General features: G+C 72.3%; 13 protein-coding genes and 1 pseudogene. 3 read left to right on the forward strand and 11 right to left on the reverse strand.

Annotated features, from left to right (window positions below):
* Positions 1–50: 50 nt before the first annotated feature.
* From ACLF6P_RS08610 to ACLF6P_RS08630, 5 genes are all read right to left on the reverse strand, one after another.
* Positions 51–1,607, reverse strand: a complete 1,557-nt coding sequence (locus ACLF6P_RS08610; RefSeq protein WP_415949263.1) for an RNA polymerase sigma factor — start codon at positions 1,605–1,607, stop codon at positions 51–53.
* A 434-nt stretch (positions 1,608–2,041) separates the two neighbouring features.
* The gene (locus tag ACLF6P_RS08615) at positions 2,042–2,932 is read right to left on the reverse strand and encodes a FadR/GntR family transcriptional regulator (RefSeq protein WP_415949264.1); all 891 of its coding nucleotides are present in this window, start codon (positions 2,930–2,932) and stop codon (positions 2,042–2,044) included.
* A gap of 160 nt (positions 2,933–3,092) precedes the next feature.
* Positions 3,093–5,003, reverse strand: a complete 1,911-nt coding sequence (locus ACLF6P_RS08620; protein ID WP_415949265.1) for an ATP-binding cassette domain-containing protein — start codon at positions 5,001–5,003, stop codon at positions 3,093–3,095.
* Positions 5,004–5,169: 166 nt separating this feature from the next.
* Positions 5,170–5,916 carry an NUDIX hydrolase gene (locus ACLF6P_RS08625; RefSeq protein WP_415949266.1) on the reverse strand — a complete coding sequence of 249 codons (747 nt, stop codon included), beginning with the start codon at positions 5,914–5,916 and terminating at the stop codon, positions 5,170–5,172.
* A gap of 171 nt (positions 5,917–6,087) precedes the next feature.
* A complete protein-coding gene (locus ACLF6P_RS08630) occupies positions 6,088–7,080 on the reverse strand; it encodes a GlxA family transcriptional regulator (RefSeq protein ID WP_415949267.1) in 993 nt (330 codons plus the stop codon).
* A gap of 74 nt (positions 7,081–7,154) precedes the next feature.
* Here ACLF6P_RS08630 and ACLF6P_RS08635 point away from each other — a divergent pair, with 74 nt between their 5' ends.
* On the forward strand, positions 7,155–7,742 hold the full coding sequence (locus tag ACLF6P_RS08635) for a cysteine hydrolase family protein (protein WP_415949268.1): 588 nt from the start codon (positions 7,155–7,157) through the stop codon (positions 7,740–7,742).
* Between the two features lie 135 nt (positions 7,743–7,877).
* On the opposite strand, the gene ACLF6P_RS08640 is transcribed toward ACLF6P_RS08635, so the two are convergent.
* From ACLF6P_RS08640 to ACLF6P_RS08650, 3 genes are all read right to left on the reverse strand, one after another.
* On the reverse strand, positions 7,878–9,956 hold the full coding sequence (locus tag ACLF6P_RS08640; protein ID WP_415949269.1) for a glycogen debranching N-terminal domain-containing protein: 2,079 nt from the start codon (positions 9,954–9,956) through the stop codon (positions 7,878–7,880).
* Between the two features lie 218 nt (positions 9,957–10,174).
* Positions 10,175–11,731 (reverse strand): DUF4192 domain-containing protein, encoded by a 1,557-nt coding sequence (locus ACLF6P_RS08645; RefSeq protein WP_415949270.1) that lies wholly within the window; start codon positions 11,729–11,731, stop codon positions 10,175–10,177.
* Positions 11,732–12,020: 289 nt separating this feature from the next.
* Positions 12,021–14,255: a RecQ family ATP-dependent DNA helicase gene (locus ACLF6P_RS08650; RefSeq protein ID WP_415949271.1), complete on the reverse strand. Its 2,235-nt coding sequence runs from the start codon at positions 14,253–14,255 to the stop codon at positions 12,021–12,023.
* 372 nt (positions 14,256–14,627) lie between these two features.
* Between ACLF6P_RS08650 and ACLF6P_RS08655 the strand changes: the two are divergent.
* Positions 14,628–15,170, forward strand: a pseudogene (locus tag ACLF6P_RS08655) (hypothetical protein); the annotation flags it as partial.
* A gap of 344 nt (positions 15,171–15,514) precedes the next feature.
* Here the strand turns inward: ACLF6P_RS08655 and ACLF6P_RS08660 are convergent.
* From ACLF6P_RS08660 to ACLF6P_RS08670, 3 genes are all read right to left on the reverse strand, one after another.
* Positions 15,515–16,183 (reverse strand): hypothetical protein, encoded by a 669-nt coding sequence (locus tag ACLF6P_RS08660; protein WP_415949272.1) that lies wholly within the window; start codon positions 16,181–16,183, stop codon positions 15,515–15,517.
* Between the two features lie 131 nt (positions 16,184–16,314).
* A complete protein-coding gene (locus ACLF6P_RS08665; protein WP_415949273.1) occupies positions 16,315–17,019 on the reverse strand; it encodes a ribonuclease HII in 705 nt (234 codons plus the stop codon).
* 214 nt (positions 17,020–17,233) lie between these two features.
* Positions 17,234–17,866, reverse strand: coding sequence for a TetR/AcrR family transcriptional regulator (locus tag ACLF6P_RS08670; RefSeq protein WP_415949274.1), 633 nt, complete (start codon positions 17,864–17,866; stop codon positions 17,234–17,236).
* A gap of 400 nt (positions 17,867–18,266) precedes the next feature.
* On the opposite strand from ACLF6P_RS08670, the gene ACLF6P_RS08675 reads away from it, so the two are divergent.
* The gene (locus ACLF6P_RS08675) at positions 18,267–19,754 is read left to right on the forward strand and encodes an MFS transporter (protein WP_415949346.1); all 1,488 of its coding nucleotides are present in this window, start codon (positions 18,267–18,269) and stop codon (positions 19,752–19,754) included.
* The last annotated feature ends 62 nt before the right edge of the window (positions 19,755–19,816 follow it).

Here is a 19,816-nt window from a genome sequence, read left to right on the forward strand (position 1 = left end):
GCCCCTGACCCGCGCTCTCGCGGATCAGGGGCATCGCTGTGGATCCTGACTCAGTCCAGGTAGTCGCGCAGGACCTGCGAGCGCGACGGGTGGCGCAGCTTCGACATGGTCTTCGACTCGATCTGGCGGATGCGCTCACGCGTCACGCCGTAGACCTTGCCGATCTCGTCGAGGGTCTTCGGCTGGCCGTCGGTGAGACCGAAGCGCATGGAGACCACGCCGGCCTCACGCTCGGAGAGCGTGTCGAGGACCGAGTGCAGCTGCTCCTGGAGGAGCGTGAAGGAGACGGCGTCCGCGGGAACGACGGCCTCCGAGTCCTCGATCAGGTCACCGAACTCGCTGTCGCCGTCCTCGCCGAGCGGGGTGTGCAGCGAGATGGGCTCGCGGCCGTACTTCTGGACCTCGATGACCTTCTCGGGGGTCATGTCGAGTTCCTTGGCCAGCTCCTCCGGGGTGGGCTCGCGGCCCAGGTCCTGGAGCATCTGGCGCTGGACGCGGGCCAGCTTGTTGATGACCTCGACCATGTGCACCGGGATACGGATGGTGCGGGCCTGGTCGGCCATGGCGCGGGTGATCGCCTGACGGATCCACCAGGTGGCGTACGTGGAGAACTTGTAGCCCTTGGTGTAGTCGAACTTCTCGACCGCGCGGATCAGACCGAGGTTGCCCTCCTGGATCAGGTCCAGGAAGAGCATGCCGCGGCCGGTGTAACGCTTGGCCAGGGAGACCACCAGACGGAGGTTGGCCTCCAGGAGGTGGTTCTTGGCGCGCCGCCCGTCCTCGGCGATGATCTCCAGCTCGCGCTTGAGCTTGGGGGCGAGCTTGTCGGCGTTGGCGAGCTTGTCCTCGGCGAACAGGCCGGCCTCGATGCGCTTGGCGAGCTCAACCTCCTGCTCGGCGTTGAGCAGCGGGACCTTGCCGATCTGCTTCAGGTAGTCCTTGACCGGGTCGGCGGTGGCACCGGCGACGGCGACCTGCTGGGCCGGCGCGTCGTCCTCGTCCTCGTCGGAGAGGACGAAGCCGCCCTTGTTCTCGGTCTCCTCGTCCCCTTCGGCCTTGGCCGCCGGGGCTGCTGCCTCCTCGACCGGCTCTTCGGTATCGAGCAGCTCGTCGTCCTTCTTGGACGCGGCCTTCTTGGCAGTCTTCTTCGCCGCCGTCTTCTTGGCGGCGGTCTTCTTCGCGGCCGTCTTCTTGGCGGCGGCCTTCTTGGCAGGGGCGGGCGTCGCCTCGTCGACCGAGGCCTCGACCTCGGCGGCCGGGGCGGCGGTCGCGGCGGAGGTGGACGCGGCCTTCTTGGCGGTGGTCTTGGCGGCGACCGTCTTGGTCGCGGTGCGCTTGGCCGGACTCTTCGCTGCGACGCTCTTGCGGGTGCGCTTCGGCGATTCCGCAGCACTGACCATCAGCGTCACACCCTCTTCCTCGAGGATCTGGTTGAGGCTGCGCAGAACATTCTTCCACTGAGTGGCCGGAATCTGGTCAGCTTCGAAGGCCCGACGCACGTCGTCGCCGGCGATCTGCCCCTCAGCCTTTCCCCGCTCGATGAGCGCCATCACAGATGCGGACTCGGCGATCTCCGGCGGGAGCGTACGGGATGTGCTGGCCGACACGAACAACCTCTCGGAACGATGGAAAACGGCTTCCGGCCCCGCCCACGGTGTGGGAGCGGAGCCGACGTCCGCCGGCTGGGGATTGGCCGACGGCGGGCGGGCGAATCCGCGGAGCTCTCACAGCGCCTGGAACGGCTGCTGTATTCCCTCCTCGGCAGTCACCTCTTAGGTCATCGCGCTGCCACGGAGAGCGTTACGCCCAATCTTCGTGGCCCGAGTCACACCACGTAACTACTGATAACACTCAGAAGCGGACATAAGCCCATAGAAACCGATCGCCGGACCTGGTACGGAACCGGACCTGGTACGAGATCCGGACTGGTACGGACCGGACGTGGCGCAGGGCCCGACCGGATACGGACCGACCCCGGAGCGGAACCCGGGCCCGGTACGGAACCGGCCCGGGTCCGGCGACGGGCGAAACGAGCTGCCGGTCAGTGCTCGCGCGGCGCCGGCACCACGCGCTCGACGTCGGGGTGCGAGGTGAGCAGCTGACGCATCGCCCCCTCGGCGGCGATGCCGTCCCCGGCCGCGAGGGCGTCGGCGATCCGGCCGTGCTGCGCGAGCGCGGCCTCACCGGGGCGGTCGCAGCCGGTGACCGGTCCGCCGGAGACCTGCAGGGCGGCCGAGACGATGCCGGAGAGGTGTTCGAGCATCCGGTTGCCGGCGAGCTGGATCAGGAGGGAGTGGAATTCGGCATCGGCGCGCGAGAACGTGAGTGCGTCTCCCTGCCCGAGCGCGTGGCTCATGATCTCCACCATGTCGGAGAGGCGCTGCTGCACCTCCTCACGGCCGTGTCCGGCGGCCAGCCGAGCGGCGAGCGGCTCGATCGTCCAGCGCAGCTCGGTCAGCTCGCGGCGCTGGTCGTCGCGCTGCGGCCCGAAAGCGCGCCATTCGATGATGTCCGGATCGAGCAGGTTCCAGTCGCTGACCGGCCGCACCCGTGTGCCGACGTTGGGGCGGGCGCTGACGAGGCCTTTGGCCTCCAGAACGCGCAGCGACTCGCGGACGACGGTGCGGGACACCTCGAAACGCTGGCCGATCTCCTCGGGGACCAGCGGGCGGTCCGCGCCGAGGTCGCCGGAGACGATCATCTGGCCGAGCTGCTGCACGAGTTGGCCGTGCAGGCCGCGCCCGCGACTGCCGGCGGCGCGCCGGCCGCCGACACGGCCGAGGTCCTGCTCACGGCCCTCCCAGGCCGGCGCGGGGACACGGTCGGCGCCGGGTGTCTCCGCGTAGGGGTAGCGGTCGAGTTCGCCCGGTCCGGCGAGGCCTGAGTCGGCGGAGCGGGCGGTGGTCATCATGGTGTGCGCAAGGGTACTCACGGATCCTTTGTCGGCGCGGTCCCCAACCGCCTTGAGGTCTTTGGTGAAAAGCACACGAAAGGGTGATCGCTTACCGCACCGCAATTGACGCCTTATCGTAAAGAACACGGCATTGAGGGCGAGTTGTCGGCCTATCAGGCATACCTACTGTTCTGTTCTGCTACCGGAGGCGGGCGCTCACATGCGGGCGCAGCGCGGTGAACAGGTAGGCCGCCAGCAGCGCGAACAGGCTCAACGTCAGGGTGAACGCGATGGGTTGGGTCAGCATCCGCAGGGCCGCTTCGAGATAGGGCTCGCTGCCGAGCGGCCACCGGACCAGCGCGAGATCCCGCAGCCGCCCGGGCAGCCCGGCGGCCGAGCGCACGGACGGACCCTCGAACACCTTCTCCGCGGCGGGTACGAGGAGCACCGGGACGGCGAGCACCGCGGCGAGCCCCGCCGCGGTGGACCGGAAGACGCCCGCCGCGAGGAGGCCTGCCCAGGAGCAGCCGGTGACAAGGCAGAACCAACTCGCCGTGAGCGCGGGCCAGTCCGCGGGCGCCCGGGTGAGCTCCTCGCCGTAGACGAGGTGCAGCAGCATGGCGTCCGCGGCCAGCACGAGGGCCGCCAGGAGCAGGGAGGTCGCCGCGCAGGCGACGAGCTTGGCCGTGAGCAGGCCGAGGCGGCGCGGGACGGTGCCGCGGTCCGCGGCCAGGGCCGGGTGCCTGAACTCGTCACCGAAGGACAGGGCGCCGAGCAGGCCCGCGCCCAGGGCGGCCGGGGGCAGCGGGAGGTCGTACGGCCAGGCGGCGAGGAGGCGGGGCAGTGGGGTGTGACCGGTGCGCGCCAGGAATACGGCGAGCAGGGCGGAGACGGCGACCACGAGCGCCACGGTGAGGTAGCCGGTGGGGATGCCGGTGGCACGGCGGAGTTCGTAGCGCAGGGGGCGGAGGGGGGTGCGGATGGGGCGGACGGTGATGGGGGGAGGCAGGGGGTGCGACGGGAGGAGGGAGCGTGCCGATGACGGGAGGGCAGAGGATCGCGGGAGGGAGTGCGTCGGTGGCGGGTTGACGGAGTGGGGCTTGAGGTTGACGGGCTTGGGTGTGGACGGTGCGGGCCGTGGCGTGGACGGTGCGGTGGGCCGCGGTTGGGCGTTTGTCATGTCCGGCGCGCCGGGCCCCGGCCGACCGTCCGGCGCGTCCGGGGTGCCACGGGGTGGGCTGGAGTCGCCGTGTTCGTCGGCGAGTTGGTGGAGCAGGATGCCGTGCCGGTAGGCCGCCTCGCCGATCGCCGCCGTATCGCTGCCGTAGACGGAGAGGCGGTTGCCGTCCTCACGGACGATCTCCACGGAGCGGCGGGCCACCCGGGCTTCCTTGGTGAGCAGCGCGAGGAGGCGGGTGGCGTGCGGGGAGCGGACGGCGACACGGGGGCGCAGCCGGGTGCGGGCGAATTCGGCTGCGTCCTGGTCGGCCACGACGCAGCCCCGGTCGAGCGTGATGACGCGATCGGCGGTGCGCGCGGCTTCCTTGGCGTCGGACGTGGTGAACAGGACGGTTCCGCCCTGGTCGGCATGGCCGCGGAGCATCGTGTGCACCCAGGCGGATTCACGCAAGGAGAGCAGGCCGGCGGGGGCTTCGAGGACCAGGGTGTGCGGGTCGGCGAGCAGGGCGCAGGCCAGACCGAGGCGGCGGTCCATACCGCGGGACAGACCGCCCAGGCGTTCCTCGCGAAGGCTCACCAGGCCGACCGCTTCGAGGACTTCGTCGGCCCGGGTGACGGGGACACCACTCGCGGCGCACAGTATGCGCAGCTGGCCACGGACCGTGCGGGCGGGGTGGCCGGGGACGTCGCCGAGCAGGACGCCGACCTCGCGTGCGGGGTGGGGGATGCGGTGCAGGGGGCGGCCGCGGAAGAACGTCACGCCGCGGCCGGGCCGGAGTTGGAGCATCAGCCGCAGCACCTGGGCGGTTTCGGTCGGGGCGGCACCGAGCAGGGCCGTGACCCGGCCGGTGCGTGCCTCGAAGGACACGTCGTCGACGGTGGGCGGCAGGCCCTTCCTGGAGATGCTGGTCAGTCCGGTGGCCTGGATCATCGCTTCTCTCGCGCGCGGGGCGGGGGGCGGTCGGGCCCTGGGTACCTTCAGCACGATAACGGGACATTTGACCGTTTTAGGCATCAGCGAGGAGCGGTGTCGGTACGGATCGCGACGGGAGGGCGGTCGACGGAGCCACGGGAGGCGGGAGCCTTCTCCGGGCGGGTCAGACCTCGGGGCGGAGCATGGGCGGGTTGAGGAGCGTGGCGCCGCCCGCGCGGAAGAGCTGTGCCGGGCGGCCGCCCTGGCGGGTGGTGGTGCCTCCGGTGGGGACGAGGAAGCCGGGGGTTCCGGTGACCTTGCGGTGGAAGTTGCGCGGGTCGAGGGCCACGCCCCAGACCGCTTCGTAGACACGGCGCAGCTCGCCCACGGTGAACTCCGGGGTGCAGAAGGCCGTTGCGAGCGAGGAGTACTCGATCTTCGAACGCGCCCGCTCCACTCCGTCGCCCAGGATCTGCGCGTGGTCGAAGGCGAGGGCGCCCTGCTCGCCGTCCTGGTCGAGCACGGACTCGACGGGTGACCAGCGCGCGCTGTGCGCATCGCCGCCCGCGCGCGGTGCCGGCAGATCGGGGGCGAGCGCGAGATGGGCCACGCTCACCACACGCATCCTGGGGTCGCGCTTCGGGTCGCCGTAGGTCGCCAGCTGTTCGAGGTGCGCACCTCCGGCCGACGCCTCGGGGCCCGCGGAATCGTGGACGCACAGTCCGGTCTCCTCGACGAGCTCGCGGGCGGCGGCGGCCGCCAGGTCCTCGTCCTCCTTGACGAAACCGCCCGGCAGCGCCCACCGCCCCTGGAACGGGGGCTCCCCGCGGCGCACCGTCAGCGCGCAGAGCGAATGGCGACGCACGGTCAGTACGACCAGGTCGACGGTGACGGCGAAGGGCGGGTAGGTCGACGGGTCGTAGGGCGACATGCCCGCGATCATAGTCGTCTGGCTGACGATAAACACCTGGTTCGGGTGCGTACGGGTCCTCGGGCCCAAGCCTTGCCGGGCATCGCCACGGAAGGCGGGCATCGCAGGGGCAGGCACGAGGCGGGCATCGCAGGGGCAGGCAGGAGGCGGGAGTGTGCAGCGAGGGCTGGGTCAGCGACCGTGGTCTGCGGGGGTCTGCTCGGCGAAGGCGTTGCGGTAGGCGCGTGGACTGGTCGAGAGGCGGGACGCGAAGTGCTGGCGCATCGTGACCTCGCTGCCGAACCCTGACCGCCGCGCCACCTCGGGCATCGGCAGATCGGTCCGCTCCAGGAGCCGCTGCGCCGCCGCGATCCGCTGCTCCACGAGCCAGCGCAGCGGAGTGGTGCCGGTGGCGGCCGTGAAGTGACGGGCGAAGGAGCGCGGTGACATCCCGGCGCGGGCGGCGAGCTCCCGCACGGTGAGCGGTTCGGCGAGGCGGGCCAGCGCGTACGCCCGCACCTCGGCGAGCGCGTCCGCCTCGCGGTCCGCGCGCCGGGTCGGCTGCTCGATGAACTGGGCCTGGCCGCCGGTGCGGAACGGCGCGGTGACCATGGACCGCGCGATCGTCGCGGCCGCCTCCGCGCCGTGCATCGAGCGCACCAGGTGCAGGCACAGGTCGATGCCCGCGGCGGTACCGGCCGAGGTCCACAGGTTGCCGTCTTCGACGAAGAGCGCCCCGGCCTCGACCCGTACCCGCGGATGCCGCGCACGCAGCTGCTCGGCCAGCGCCCAGTGGGTCACCGCACGTCGGCCGTCGAGCAGGCCGGCCTGGGCGAGCGCGAACGCCCCGCCGCACAGCGCGGCGATGGTGGTGCCCCGGGCATGGGCGCGGCGCAGCGCCTCGCGGACCGGCTCGGGCGCCGGGGCGATGCGGTCGTCCAGGCCCGGCACCAGGATCAGCTCGGCCCGGGTCAGCCAGGCGAGCGTGCGGTCCCGGGTGAGGGCCAACCCGCCGCGCATCGCCACCGGTTCGGGCCCGGCGGCGACCCGCCTCAACTCGAACCCGGGCACCCCGCGGTCGGTACGGTCCGCGCCCCACACCTCGGTGATCACCGAGACGTCGAAGGCCCGGATGCCGGGAAAGGCGAGCAGGGCGATGCGGCGGGCGGGCACCAGCGAGGTCATGTTGGCAGTAAACCATCGACAGCTGTCTTTCTCCGCTCTGGAGCGGGGTCTGTTCCGGCGGCAGGATCTGGGGCATGGAGATCACACAGAACGCGGCACTGGTAGTGGTGGACGTCCAGAGGGGCTTCGACGTCCCGGAGTTCTGGGGCCCTCGCAACAACCCGGCCGCCGACGAGAACATCGCCACCCTGATCGCGGCCTGGCAGGAATCCGAGCGTCCGGTCGTCTTCGTACGGCACGACTCCGACAAGCCTGCCTCCCCGCTGCGCCACGGCCAGGAGGGCAATGACTTCAAGGCGTACGTCGAGGAGCGGCGCGGCAAGGGCGGCGGACCCGAGCTGCTCGTCACCAAGTCCGTGAACTCGGCCTTCTACGGCACACCCGACCTGCATGCCTGGCTCAAGGCGGCCGGCATCGGCCAGATCGCCCTGGTAGGCATCCAGACCAACATGTGCGTGGAGACCACGGCCCGTATGGGCGGCAATCTCGGCTACGACGTGCTGGTCGCCCTCGACGCCACCCACACCTTCGACCTGGCCGGCCCCGACGGAGGGCAGCTGACGGCCGATGAGCTGTCCTACGCCACTGCCGTCTCGCTGCACGGCGGAGGCTTCGCCCGGGTGGTACGGACGGCCGAACTGGTGGACGCCGTCCGCGCCTGACATCCGGAAACACTCTCCAGCATCCCCCGGAGGCAGGGCCGCCGTGAGGATCCTGGCGCTGCCGTGCGGCGACACTCGCCCGCATCCTCAGGGGCAGGGTCTCTCCTGAGCGGCAGGAGTCTCCCGTTCAGTGGCTCATGCGCGCACCCCCAGCTGCAGTCCTTCCCGCGCCTCCTCCACCATCGCGAGCCCGAGGCGGTTGATACGGACGGCGAACGGGGCTCCCGCGACCCGCAGTCCGGTGAGGCTGAGCTGGCCCAGGGGTGCGCTGCCCATCGGGGCGAGGGACACCGTGCCGGCCACGGCGTCCGGGCGGATGCCCACCTGAGCGAGGACGATGTGGAGTCCCGCGGCCGCCGCGGCCGCGGCGGGCCGGCAGGCCGCCGGGTGCGGCACGGGTGCGGCCTCCGCCGTGCGCTGGTCGCCCGCGTACATCTCCGGCAGTCGGCCGCCGAACTGCTCGGCTGCGGCGAGGACTCCGCCGAGAAGCGCACCCGCCTCCTTCTCGTAGCCCGCCGCGGCGAGTCCGGCGACGGCGACCGCCGTCTCGTGCACCCGGACGGATCCGCCGCGGTGTCCGAACGGGTTGTAGCCCGCTTCCTTCGCGCCGAGGCTGCGCAGGCCCCAGCCCGAGTCGAGCGCGGGACTGCCGAGGAGCCGGGCGAGCTGCTCCGTGCGGACCGTGTCGAGCAGGCCGGGAGCGAGCGTGCCCCCGCCGAGCAGCCCGGTGTCGAGCAGGTGGGCGGCTGCGCCGCCGAACTGCGGGATGAGCCGGCCGGCCGCGGTGCGCGCTGCGGCCGGGCGGCCGCCTCCACAGTCCTCGATCCAGAAGTCACGCCGAAAAGCGGTCCTCAACTCGGCTGCCCGGTCCCGCCATTGTCCGACGCCGGGTCTGCCGTGCAGCTCCAGCAGATCGGCGCCGAGGAGAGCGGCGCGGTGCGCGTGGGCCTGGGTCTCGCAGCGTTGTGGGCCGCCGAACGCGGGGTCGGCCAGGTATCCGCCGCTGTCGAGTGCCGCGCCGAGCCACCGCAGGCAGCGTTCGGCAGCGGGCAACAGTGCCCGGGCCTCCTGCTCCGGCAGTCCCCAGCGACGGGCCTCGGCAAGCAGCACCGGGAAGAGCAGGGTGGCCTCGATGCCCGTACTGCTCGGAGGCAGATGCGGACCCGCATCACGCAGCGGGCCGGGGATCAGGCCCGCGTCCGGCCCGTCGCCGCCGCGCTGGGTACGTGCGAGGGTGCGCAGTGTTCCCGCGGCCAGCCGGGTGCCCAGGGGCAGCGTCATCCGGGCCGCGGCGAGCGCTTCGGCCGGTGCGAGTCCGCAGCGCCATGGGGCGCCGGCCGCCGGGTGGAGGTCGGCCGGGTGGGCCGGGTCGCGCAGGAGCAGCGCCTGCAGATCGTCGATGCAGGTCGCCATCATGCGTGGCACGCCGGGGTGGTCGCCTTCCGCGCGCGCCGGCGCCAGTGGCGGGTGCGCGCCCCGCCCGGCCGACCGCAGTGGCTGCGCCGCGTCCTGGCGGACGGAGAGCTCGATGCTGCGGCTGCCGCCGGCGGGCAGGTCGATATCCCAGCGCAGAAGCCCCGTGGAGGCGAGGGCGTCCTGGGGAGCGGGGTCCGCCGAGACGACTGACCGATGACGGCCTGAGGTCCAGCGCAGCCCCGAGCCGTGGACGCTCGCGGCCAGTTCGGGCCCGGCGCTGCCCGCGGCGATCGCGCCGAGCTCGGCCAGGTCGGTGGCGAGCGACAGCTCCACGGGCAGGCGCAGCGGGCGCGTCGCCGAGCTGTGCAGGGTGATGCGCTCCGTGCCCTGGGCATCGCGGGTGCGCTCCACGGTGACGACGGGATCCGGGCTGGCCCGATCGACATGGCGCACGACGGCGACGAAGCGGGCTCGGTCCGCCCCCGTCAAGCGCCCCTGCACGGGGAGCGGTTCACGGCCGGCGACCTCGAGCCGACAGCGGGAGAGCAGGCGCCGTCCCCCGTGGTAGATGCCTTCGAGGCCGTGGCCGGTCAGCTGGCCGTGCTCCGCCGAGATGGTCAGGCCCGGGAGGGCGACGCCGATCAGGGAGGCGTGTGCGGAGGGCAGTTGCCGTGGCGGGCGGGGCACCGGTGGGCCGGCTTCCCCGGCCGCCGCCGGGCGCGGCAGCCGGTTCGGCGGGTGAGGGCCTGCGGGCGGATTCGCCACGTGTGTCGTACCGGACGGCGCGGATGGGGGCATGGCGGGTTTTCCGCTTCGCTTTCTGTGACGGAGTGCGAGGGCAGGTGATGCCGCCGCTCCGGTCGGCCCGTGCTGCGGTGGCCGGGCAGTGCGTCGCCGTCGCGCGGGCCCGCAGGGCTGCCGCACCGGCCGCGGCTGCACGGCCCGGTGCGAACGGCCGGCATCACGAAGGTGAACGGGCCGGTGGCGGCGCAGGTCACGGGCAGGGACGCTGCTGGTCATGCCTCGCCCCCGAATCCCCCACGCCCGTGCTCCCCCGGTTCCGACGGGTCCAGCTGCGACCGCCTGCGCTGGCGTGGCACCGACCTTGCCGGGTGGCCCTTCGGACGCCCGTCCTTCGGTCCCCTCACCGATCGCGCGGCACGCGGGCCGCCCGATCCCGCAGGCCGTACACCTGCCGTACGCGCCTGCTCCGGGAGGCCTTCGCCTTCCGGCCCGGCGACCCCGCGCGCCTCCCCCACCGTCCCCGCCCGCGTGGCGGCTCCGTCCTCCCTGGCGGGATCGGGTCCGGGCCGCGCACTCCCGCTCCCTTGCTCCGACAGCCGGAACAGCTCCTCCTGGACCGACTCCTCTCCGGTCGCATCGGGATCAGCGGGCGGCCACACGCCTTTCGGCAGGCCCAGGGCGGGATACGCCAGGGCGCTGCTGCGCAGCCCCGCTCGCAGCCGGTCCAGCTCCATACCGGACCCGGTCGCCTCGTAGAGGATCTCCGCCAGTGCGCAGTCCGGATCGGCGGCCAGCGCCATCTCCAGGGCGATCCTCGCCTCCGTCAGATCGCCCAGGGACCAGGCCACCCACCCTGCCAAGGTGCGCACCGCAGCGCCGTACGGCGCGTACACCCCGGCGCAGCGCCGGGCCAGCGCCCGCCACAGGCGCAGTGCCGCCGCGGCCTGCGGGCCTGTCATCCAGAGTGTGGCCCGGTCGCGGGTGTGCAGGTCCTGCAGGCCCACCAGGACGCGGGCCGCCTCGGTGTCCTTGATCAGCCGGTCATCCGCGGCATCCGCGTCCGGCACGAGGGCGGGCGGCGGGTGCTCCAGGAAGCGTGTGATCAGGCCGCTGACCAACGTCAGGGTGTCGGCTGCGAGGCCCAGACGGCTCTTCTCGTCCAGGAGCCGCGGCAGCGCCTCACCCACGGCGTCGTCGATCGCCCCCTCCCGCGCGGCGGCCGAGCGGCCCGTCGGCGCGGTCAGGCGTGCCTCCAAGTCCTTCTGTGTGCCGCGGATCCGGATCCCGGCGAAGGTCGCGGACGCCGCCATGACGGAGGTGCCGGGCCGCGGCAGCGGCATGCCCTCGGCCGGGCAGCAGTCCGGTCCCGGCCGCGTACACACGTAGGACCAGTAGCGGTCCTCCGAGAGACAGAGCACTTCCAGGACCCGCAGTCCGATTTTTCGGCAGGTCCCCAACAGGGAGTCGGCCAGCGGGCGCAGGCTCTCCATCACCTGGCGGCCGCTCTCCCCCGGACGTGGTTCACGGCAGAGGTAGGCGACGACGCCGTCGGGTGGTGTGCCACCCGCCCGCCGCTCCACCTCCTGGACGAGACAGCGCGGAAGTTCGCTGCCGATGAAGTCCCAGTCCTCCGTTTCCTCGGGGATGCCGAGTCTGACCCGGCCCGCGAACTGGCCCCGGTCGCCCTGGATCGCGACGAGGACGAGGCTGTCGGAGGGGTGGAAGCCCATGAAGTACGGAAGTGCGTCCGCCAGTTCACCAGGGCTGCGCAAGGTGACCGCCGGGGTAGCGATGTCACTGTCTGCTGCGTGTTCGTTGCGTTGTGTCATGCGTCGAGAGTGCACCGGATCGCCGGATCCTGCTTGAGCCTGTGGATAACTCCGGTTAGGGACATGCCAAGTACCTCTGTCCGATTACCTCCGGCCTGTCCACAGGCGGGGTAGGAGGTGTCCGGCGGAGGAGGGAGTCGACGCGAAGGGGACTCCCCTGCTCGGTGGGGTCTCCCCCGCTCAGTGGGGTCTCCCCCGCTCAGTGGGGTCTCCCCTGCTCGAACGAAGTTGAGAGCTTGGGGGAGTGCCAGCCCCTCGCGTCAGCGGCATGATCCGCCGGACAACACACCTAGCCCGCCGCGGCCAGCACCAGCGGCAGGACGGGCCCGCTCCCCGAGCGGCGCAGCAGCCGGGCCGCGACCGCGAGGGTCCAGCCCGAGTCCGTGTAGTCGTCGACCAGCAGGACCGGCCCCCCGGCCTGCGCGAGCGCGGCGGCGAGCTCATCGCCCACCGTGAAGGCATCGGACAGGGCCTTGAGCCGCTGCGCCGAGTTGCTGCGCCGTACGACGTTCTCCCCGCGGGCGTACGTGAGCGAGCCGAGCAGCGGCAGCCTGCCGATGCCCGCGATGCCCTCGGCGAGCGAGCCCACCAACTGCGGGCGGCTCAGCGAAGGCACGGCGACGATACCGACGGGCCGTTCGACGGCATCCGCCACACCCGGCGCCCAGCCTCCGGGCGAGCGCGCCCAGTCGGCGAGCACGGCCACCGCCGCGCGCAGTACATCGTCCGGAACCGGGCTGTCCGGGGTCTGTTCGGCGAGCAGCGGGCGCAGCCGGTTGCCCCAGCCGATATCGGACAGCCGCCCGAGAGCGCGGCCGGTCGAGCACTGCTCCCCCGCCGGGATCCGCCCCTTGAGCTCGACGCCGAGGGCGGCCATCCCGGTGGGCCACATCTTGCGCGGCTCGACCTCCACGCCGGGCCGGTCGAGTTCCTTGGCGGCGCCCGCGAGCGCTTCGCCGGAGACGGCTGAATCCAGCCACGACCCCGCGCAGTTGTCGCACCGTCCGCAGGGCACCGCGCCCTCGTCGTCGAGTTGCCGTCGCAGGAACTCCATGCGGCAGATGCTCGTTGTCACGTAGTCCCGCATGGCCTGCTGCTCGGTGGCGCGTTGTTCGGCGACCCAGGCGTACCGCTCGGCATCGTAGGTCCAGTCGGCGCCGGTGGCCGTCCAGCCGCCTTTCACGCGCCGGACCGCACCGTCCACGTCGAGCACCTTGAGCATGGTCTCGAGCCGGTTGCGTCTGAGGTCCACGGCGGCTTCCAGGGCGGGCACGGACAGCGGGCGGCCCGCCGCGGCGAGGGCGCCGATCGTCTGCCGTACCTGCTGCTCGGGCGGGAAGGCCGTATCCGCGAAGTAGCGCCAGATCGCCTCGTCCTCCTTGCCGGGCAGCAGCAGCACATCGGCGTGGTCGACGCCGCGGCCCGCGCGGCCGACCTGCTGGTAGTACGCGATGGGCGAGGAGGGCGAGCCCAGGTGGACCACGAATCCGAGGTCCGGTTTGTCGAAGCCCATGCCGAGCGCCGACGTGGCCACGAGGGCCTTCACCCGGTTGTTGAGCAGGTCGTCCTCCGCCTGGAGGCGGTCCGCGTTCTCCGTGCGCCCCGTGTACGAGGACACCGCGAAGCCGCGTGCGCGCAGGAAGGCGGTGGCCTCCTCGGCGGCGGCCACCGTCAGCGCGTAGACGATGCCGGAGCCCTGCAGCTTGTCCAGGTGCTCGGCGAGCCAGGCGAGGCGGTGGGCCGCATCGGGCAGCCGGACCACGCCCAGGCGCAGGCTCTCCCGGTCGAGGGGCCCGCGCAGCACGAGCGCCTCTCCGCCGCCGGTGCCCAGCTGCTCCGCGACATCGGCGGTCACCCTCGCGTTCGCCGTCGCGGTGGTGGCGAGGACCGGGACACCGGCGGGCAGGTCGGCCAGCATGGCGCGAAGGCGCCGGTAGTCCGGGCGGAAGTCGTGCCCCCAGTCGGAGATGCAGTGGGCCTCGTCGACCACGAGGAGGCCGGTGGTGGCGGCCAGGCGAGGCAGGACCTGCTCGCGGAAGTCGACCGAGTTCAGCCGCTCGGGGCTGACGAGGAGCACGTCGGTCTCGCCTCGCTCGACTTCTCCGTAGATGGCCTCCCACTCCTCCGGATTGGCGGAGTTGATGGTGTGGGCGCGGATCCCGGCCCGGGCCGCGGCCTCCACCTGGTTGCGCATCAGCGCGAGCAGCGGCGAGATGATCACCGTGGGTCCGGCGCCGCGCCGCCGCAGCAGGGCGGTCGCCACGAAGTAGACGGCCGATTTGCCCCAGCCGGTGCGCTGCACCACGAGCGCCCGGCGATGGTCCCTGACCAGCGCCTCGACGGCCTGCCACTGGTCCTCGCGCAGGCGCGCGGTGCCCTGTGGGCCGCCCACCAGCTCGGCGAGCACGGCATCGGCTTCCGCACGCAGTTCTGTCGCCCCGCGCGGTTCTGCCGCCCCGCGCAGTTCTGTCGCCCCGTGCGGCTCGGATTCCTCGGTCAGGTCCGCTTCATGTTCCTGGTGCATGCCCCCATGCAACCGGACACCAGTGACAATCGGCCACCTCGTCCACCGAGGTCGCCCTCCCGTGCACGACTCACCCACTCGCTTACCCACGGTAATCATCATCCGGCGCGTGCGGCCCCGCCCGACTGGGCAGGAATATTGGTGGCGCAGCCACCGAATTCGGTCAGCATCCGAGACAGCTCGTTGCCTAGGAGCCGTCGGCGCGGCGAGAATTGAAGCGCTCCCGCACGGCTCTCCTCTCTCCGGCAGCGCTGTGCCGCGGTGCGCTCCCTTCCCCAAGCTCCCGACTCCGCTCGCGGCTCCGCTCGCGCAGGGGAGACTCCATCGTCCGACCTCGCCCGCCGACGCGGGCGCGTAGCCGAAGGGAGGACCGTGACCTTCGGACTCGCTCCGTCCACCGACCCGACGAGACTCATGTCCGTGTCACCGCCCGCCGACGCTTCCAGCCCGCTGGGGCGACTGCTCGAGCCCGCCGAGTGGTCCGCCGCCGGGATCCCGCTGCTGCGCAGTCCGCGCGACGTCGTCCGCGGCCTGTACGAGCGCCACCGGCCCGATCAGGAGACCGCGGTGGTGGCCGTGCTCGACCAGGAGGAACGCCTCAAGGCGAGCGCCTCGTTCGGGCGCCGCTCCGCGCCCGCGGACGGCTGGGTGTTCCGCAATGCGCTGCTCGCCCAGCTGCGCCGGGTGATCCCGCATGATCTGCGCCGCCGTACCCCGGTGCGCACCGCGGTGCTGCTCTACTGCCGGGACGGTGACGGAGGTTGGACCGAGGAGGACGGCGCCTGGATGTGGGGGCTGCGCGATGCCTGCACCCTGCACGGGCTGCGGTGCGGCGCGTACATCACGCTGACCGGCGGCGGCTGGCAGGTGCTCGGCGAGGGGCGCAGCGGTCGGCAGCCGAACGCGGGCCGAGCGAACCCGGTGCGTTCCGTCGCGGACGCCGCACGGGAGGGCGCCGTGCGGATCACTGCCACGCAGCAGGGCGCCGTACGGAACAACGCCACGCGCAGCAGCGGCAGCGGCACCCACGGCCACGGCCCCCACGGCAGCGACACCCGAAGTCCCGGCCCCCACAGCATCGAGCCCGCGTATCCCGCGCACCCGCCGGGCGAGTACGAACGCACCGAACCCCTGCGCCGGGCCGCCTCGCTCTGAAGCCGTGCTCCGGCGTACGAATGGGCCCGTCTCCGCACACGATGGCGCCCGGACTCCGGCAGACGAAGGGGGCCCGTCCTCCAGGACGGGCCCCGCTGCCACGCTCAGACCCCGGCGCCCAGCGCCGAGTTGATCCGCTCCGGGTCGCCGCAGACCACGAACAGCGCGCCCGCGCGGCCCATCGCCTGCGGCAGCGCCGCCGCGGCCTGCTCGTCGGTGCCGCCGTTGAGGGCGACGACCACGACAGGTCGCACTGCAGCGCGGCCGACGTGCTCCGACGAGGCGTAGAACACGTCGTCCCCCGCATCGTGCTGCGCCCAGTAGGCGGACTCGCCGAAGCTCAACTCGTGCGCGGCCCATGGGTGCTGCTCGCCGGTGGTGAACACCAGGACGTCGCCGGGCGCACGCCCCGAGTCGAGCAGCAGGTCCACCGCCTCCTCGGCCGCGTCGAGGGCACCCTCGACGGACGCGGGGATCAGCTGGATCTGCGGCGCCGAGCCGGCCGCGGGACCCGAGACCGCGGCCGGAGCCGAGCCGGCTGCGGGCGGGGCCTGCGTACGCGTGGGGGCGGGCTTGGCCGCATCGCGCGAGCTGCGCTGCACCGGCGGGGCGGGCCTTGCGGGACCGGGGCCGGGACGGCCGGTGCGCGGGGCTGCCGCGGGACGCGGACCAGGTACGGGACGGGGGGTCGGCGCGGTGCGGCCGGCGGCCGGAGTGGCGCGGGGACCCTGGACACTCTCGTGAATCTGAGGCTCCTCGGGAAGGAGAGGCATGACTGGATGTCTATCAAACGCCGGTACGAACCGTAACGGCGGGTGGTGCATCGCCACACCCGGCAGGGCGTCCGATGCGACCGGAGGGGCGGCCGGCGGGACCGGCCGATACAGCGGCGTGCGGCATGGTGTCAGAAATCGAACCCGAGTTGCCCCTTGATTTCCGGCACCGGTTCACCGAGCACGGCGGTCCGCTGCTTCTTCAGGTGTCGCCACTTGGGCAACGCGTCGAGATACGACCACGACAGCCGGTGGTGCGCCGTCGGCCCCTGCTCGGCGAGGGCCGCCTTGTGCACCGGCGACGGATAGCCCGCGTTCGCCTCGAATCCGAACCCGGCGCAGTCCGCGCCCAGTTCGGCCATCATGGCATCGCGTTCCACCTTGGCGAGGACGGAGGCGGCGGCCACGGCCACGCAGGACTGGTCGCCCTTGATGACCGTGCGCACCTGCCAGGGCGCGCCCAGGTAGTCGTGCTTTCCGTCGAGGATCACGGCGTCGGGCCGCACCGGAAGGGCTTCGAGGGCCCGTACGGCGGCAAGACGCAGTGCGGCTGTCATCCCCAGGTCGTCGATCTCCTGCGGTGAGGCGTGTCCGAGGGCATGGGCGGTGACCCAGCCGCCGAGCACCCGGGCGAGCTCGCCCCGGCGCTTGGCAGTGAGCAGTTTGGAGTCGGTCAGGCCCTCGGGTGGGCGGCGCAGACCGGTGACCGCTGCGCAGACCGTGACAGGCCCCGCCCAGGCACCGCGCCCGACCTCGTCGATACCGGCGACGATCTTGGCGCCGGTCTTCGCGCGGATCGAGCGCTCTACGGTGTGGGTGGGTGCTTCGTACGGCATGGCGCTGCCAGCGTACGCCTGCCGGGTGTCGCGGCGACAGCCTGCCCCCTTGGGCCCCCACCCGCACCGCGGCGAAAGCCTGCCCCTTGCCGCCCCATCCGCACCGCGGCCCAAGGTTCACCTCGTAACCCACCCGCGCTGCGCCCCAAGCCGCAGCCCAGCCTCCGCTCACCCTTCCACTGCCCCACGCGTCCCCCCTCTCCCGGCTCGCCCCTCAGTCCTCCCGGCGCATCAGAGGCACCATCAGCTCGTCGATCATCCGGGCCACCTCGAGCGGCGCCCATTCGCTTCCGTACACCTTCGAGCGGTACATCATCATCGCGGGCACGACCTCGCAGACGTAGTCGCTCACGGCGCCCGGCCGCACCTCTCCCCTGTCCACGCCGCGGTGGACGACCTCTCGGATGGCGTCGATGGCGGGCTGCACCACCCGGCCGAAGATCACGGACTGGAAGCGCGCGGCCACGCTGCCGTCGCATTCGTGAAGGACGGCGCGCAGGGCGGAGCCGGGTCGCGAGTACATGGCCTCGCGCAGGGTCAGGCACAAGGTCAGCAGGTCCTCCCTGGCGCTGCCCGTGTCGGGAGCCGGGGACAGCAGCGGCATGCCGGCTTCGAGCGCGTCGGCGACGAGGTCCTCCTTGGAGGGCCACCGCCGGTACACCGCGGCCTTGCCGGTCTGGGCGCGGGCGGCGACGCCTTCCATGGTCAGCCCGTTCCAGCCGACGGTGCCCAGCTGCTCGAGCGCCGCCTCCAGGATGGCGCGCTCGAGCACGGCTCCGCGCCGACGCGGGACCACCACCTGAGCCGGGGACTGGGCGGGAGCGGCCGTCCAGTGCGAAGTAGCCATGCTTCTCTCTCCGTTGAGACCGGGCGCGGCACGACGGAACGGAGTCGGCGGGCGCGGGCACACCGAGGGGAATCTCCGCTTCCGGTACAGCGCGGGATCCCTCCAGCATCCCAGGACGGTGGACGGCTCGCGACGGGCCGCACGCCATCAATTGCGCAGCACCTCGCCAACGCCTCACCCAACACCCCACGCGGCGACCGCCACCCCGCCACGCGAGCTCCAACTCACCAAGAATTTCCTTGTGTTCAAGGAGCGCCGCTCGCTAGTGTCGCCGTTAGTGAACGCTGCCGTTCACTAATACGCCCAGGGAGCATCCGTGACACACCCACCCGAGGACCTACGCGTCAAGGAACCGGATCCGGCCTCCGGCGCACCAACCGCCCCTCCGCCCCACGCCGGGATCGCCCTCTTCATCATCGCCGCGTGCCAGCTCATGGTCGTGCTCGACGCCACGATCGTGAACATCGCACTGCCGCACATCCAGGACGCGCTCAAGTTCTCGACCACCGACCTGACCTGGGTCGTCAGCGCCTACACGCTGACGTTCGGCGGCCTGCTGCTGCTCGGCGGGCGCGCGGGCGACATCCTGGGCCGCCGCCGGGTGTTCATGTTCGGCATCCTGCTGTTCACGGCCGCATCGCTGCTCGGCGGTTTCGCCCAGGAGCCCTGGCAGCTGCTCGCGGCCCGCGCACTGCAGGGCGTCGGCGGCGCGATCGCCTCGCCGACCTCGCTGGCGCTGATCACCAGCACGTTCCCCGAAGGTCCGGAGCGCAACAAGGCCTTCGGTGTCTTCGCCGCGGTCTCGGCGGGCGGCGGCGCGGTCGGCCTGCTCGCGGGCGGCATGCTCACCGAGTGGCTCGACTGGCGCTGGGTGCTCTTCGTCAACGTGCCGATCGGTGTGCTGATCGCGGTCCTGACCCCGAAGTACATCAAGGAGTCGGAGCGCCACCCGGGCCGCTTCGACATCGCCGGCGCGATCACCTCGACGCTCGGCATGGCCGCGCTCGTCTACGGCTTCATCCGTGCGGCGGACGAGGGCTGGCGGGACGGTCTGACGCTGGTCTCGTTCGCCTCGGCCGTCGTGCTGCTCGCGGCGTTCGTCTCCATCGAGAGCAAGGCCTCGGACCCGATCACCCCGCTGAAGATGTTCCGCGACCGCAACCGCTCGGGCACGTATGTGATCATGCTCAGCCTCGCGGCGGCGATGTTCGGCATGTTCTTCTACATCGTGCTCTTCGTGCAGCGCGTGCTCGGTGACACGCCCATCGAGGCGGGTGTGAAGTTCCTGCCGGTGACGGTGGCGATCGTGGTGGGCGCCGGGCTCTCCCAGGCGCTGCTGCCCAAGCTCGGTCCGAAGCCGTTCATGGTCGTGGGCTCCGCCTTCGTGATCGTGGGCCTGGCCTGGCTGACCCTGATCAGTCCGCAGACCTCGTATCTCGGCGGCATCCTCGGCCCGATGCTGATCTTCGGCTTCGGTATGGGCCTCAACTTCGTGACGCTGACGCTCACCGCGGTCTCCGGAGTCGCCCAGCACGAGGCGGGCGCGGCCTCCGGCCTGCTCAACGCCACACAGCAGGTGGGCGGTTCGCTCGGCCTCGCCATCCTGACCACGGTCTTCGGCACGGCGAGCCGCGAGGAGGCCAAGACCCAGATGGCCGACTTCATGGCGAACGCGACCCCCGAGCAGCAGGCCGCCTTCGCCGAGACCCAGGAGCTGCCGATGGATTCGCGGTGGGCCCGGGAGATCCTCTCGGAGGGCATCTCCACGGGCTTCATCCCGGCCGTCGCGATGGCGGTCCTCGCGCTGATCACCGCGATCCTGGTGGTCAGGGTCCGCAAGAGCGACCTGGATGCCCTCAGCGGGACGGGCTCACCGATGGGCCACTGAGGCGGTCTCGCCCGGGAGGCGGTTCCGCCCGCGCGAGCCCTTCCTGTACGAGGTTGGGGGCG

It is taken from the genome of Streptomyces lothianensis, assembly GCF_047779955.1.
In the GTDB taxonomy this organism is placed as follows: Bacteria; Actinomycetota; Actinomycetes; order Streptomycetales; family Streptomycetaceae; genus Streptomyces.

Bases quoted from the DNA above. Each gene is read 5' to 3' on its own strand.
- ACLF6P_RS08620 (WP_415949265.1), bottom strand. From the start codon at position 5,003: ATGATCCAGGCCACCGGACTGACCAGCATCTCCAGGAAGGGCCTGCCG.
- ACLF6P_RS08625 (WP_415949266.1), bottom strand. From the start codon at position 5,916: ATGTCGCCCTACGACCCGTCGACCTACCCGCCCTTCGCCGTCACCGTC.
- ACLF6P_RS08630 (WP_415949267.1), bottom strand. From the start codon at position 7,080: ATGACCTCGCTGGTGCCCGCCCGCCGCATCGCCCTGCTCGCCTTTCCC.
- ACLF6P_RS08635 (WP_415949268.1), top strand. From the start codon at position 7,155: ATGGAGATCACACAGAACGCGGCACTGGTAGTGGTGGACGTCCAGAGG.
- ACLF6P_RS08640 (WP_415949269.1), bottom strand. From the start codon at position 9,956: ATGCCCCCATCCGCGCCGTCCGGTACGACACACGTGGCGAATCCGCCC.
- ACLF6P_RS08645 (WP_415949270.1), bottom strand. From the start codon at position 11,731: ATGACACAACGCAACGAACACGCAGCAGACAGTGACATCGCTACCCCG.
- ACLF6P_RS08650 (WP_415949271.1), bottom strand. From the start codon at position 14,255: ATGCACCAGGAACATGAAGCGGACCTGACCGAGGAATCCGAGCCGCAC.
- ACLF6P_RS08660 (WP_415949272.1), bottom strand. From the start codon at position 16,183: ATGCCTCTCCTTCCCGAGGAGCCTCAGATTCACGAGAGTGTCCAGGGT.
- ACLF6P_RS08665 (WP_415949273.1), bottom strand. From the start codon at position 17,019: ATGCCGTACGAAGCACCCACCCACACCGTAGAGCGCTCGATCCGCGCG.
- ACLF6P_RS08670 (WP_415949274.1), bottom strand. From the start codon at position 17,866: ATGGCTACTTCGCACTGGACGGCCGCTCCCGCCCAGTCCCCGGCTCAG.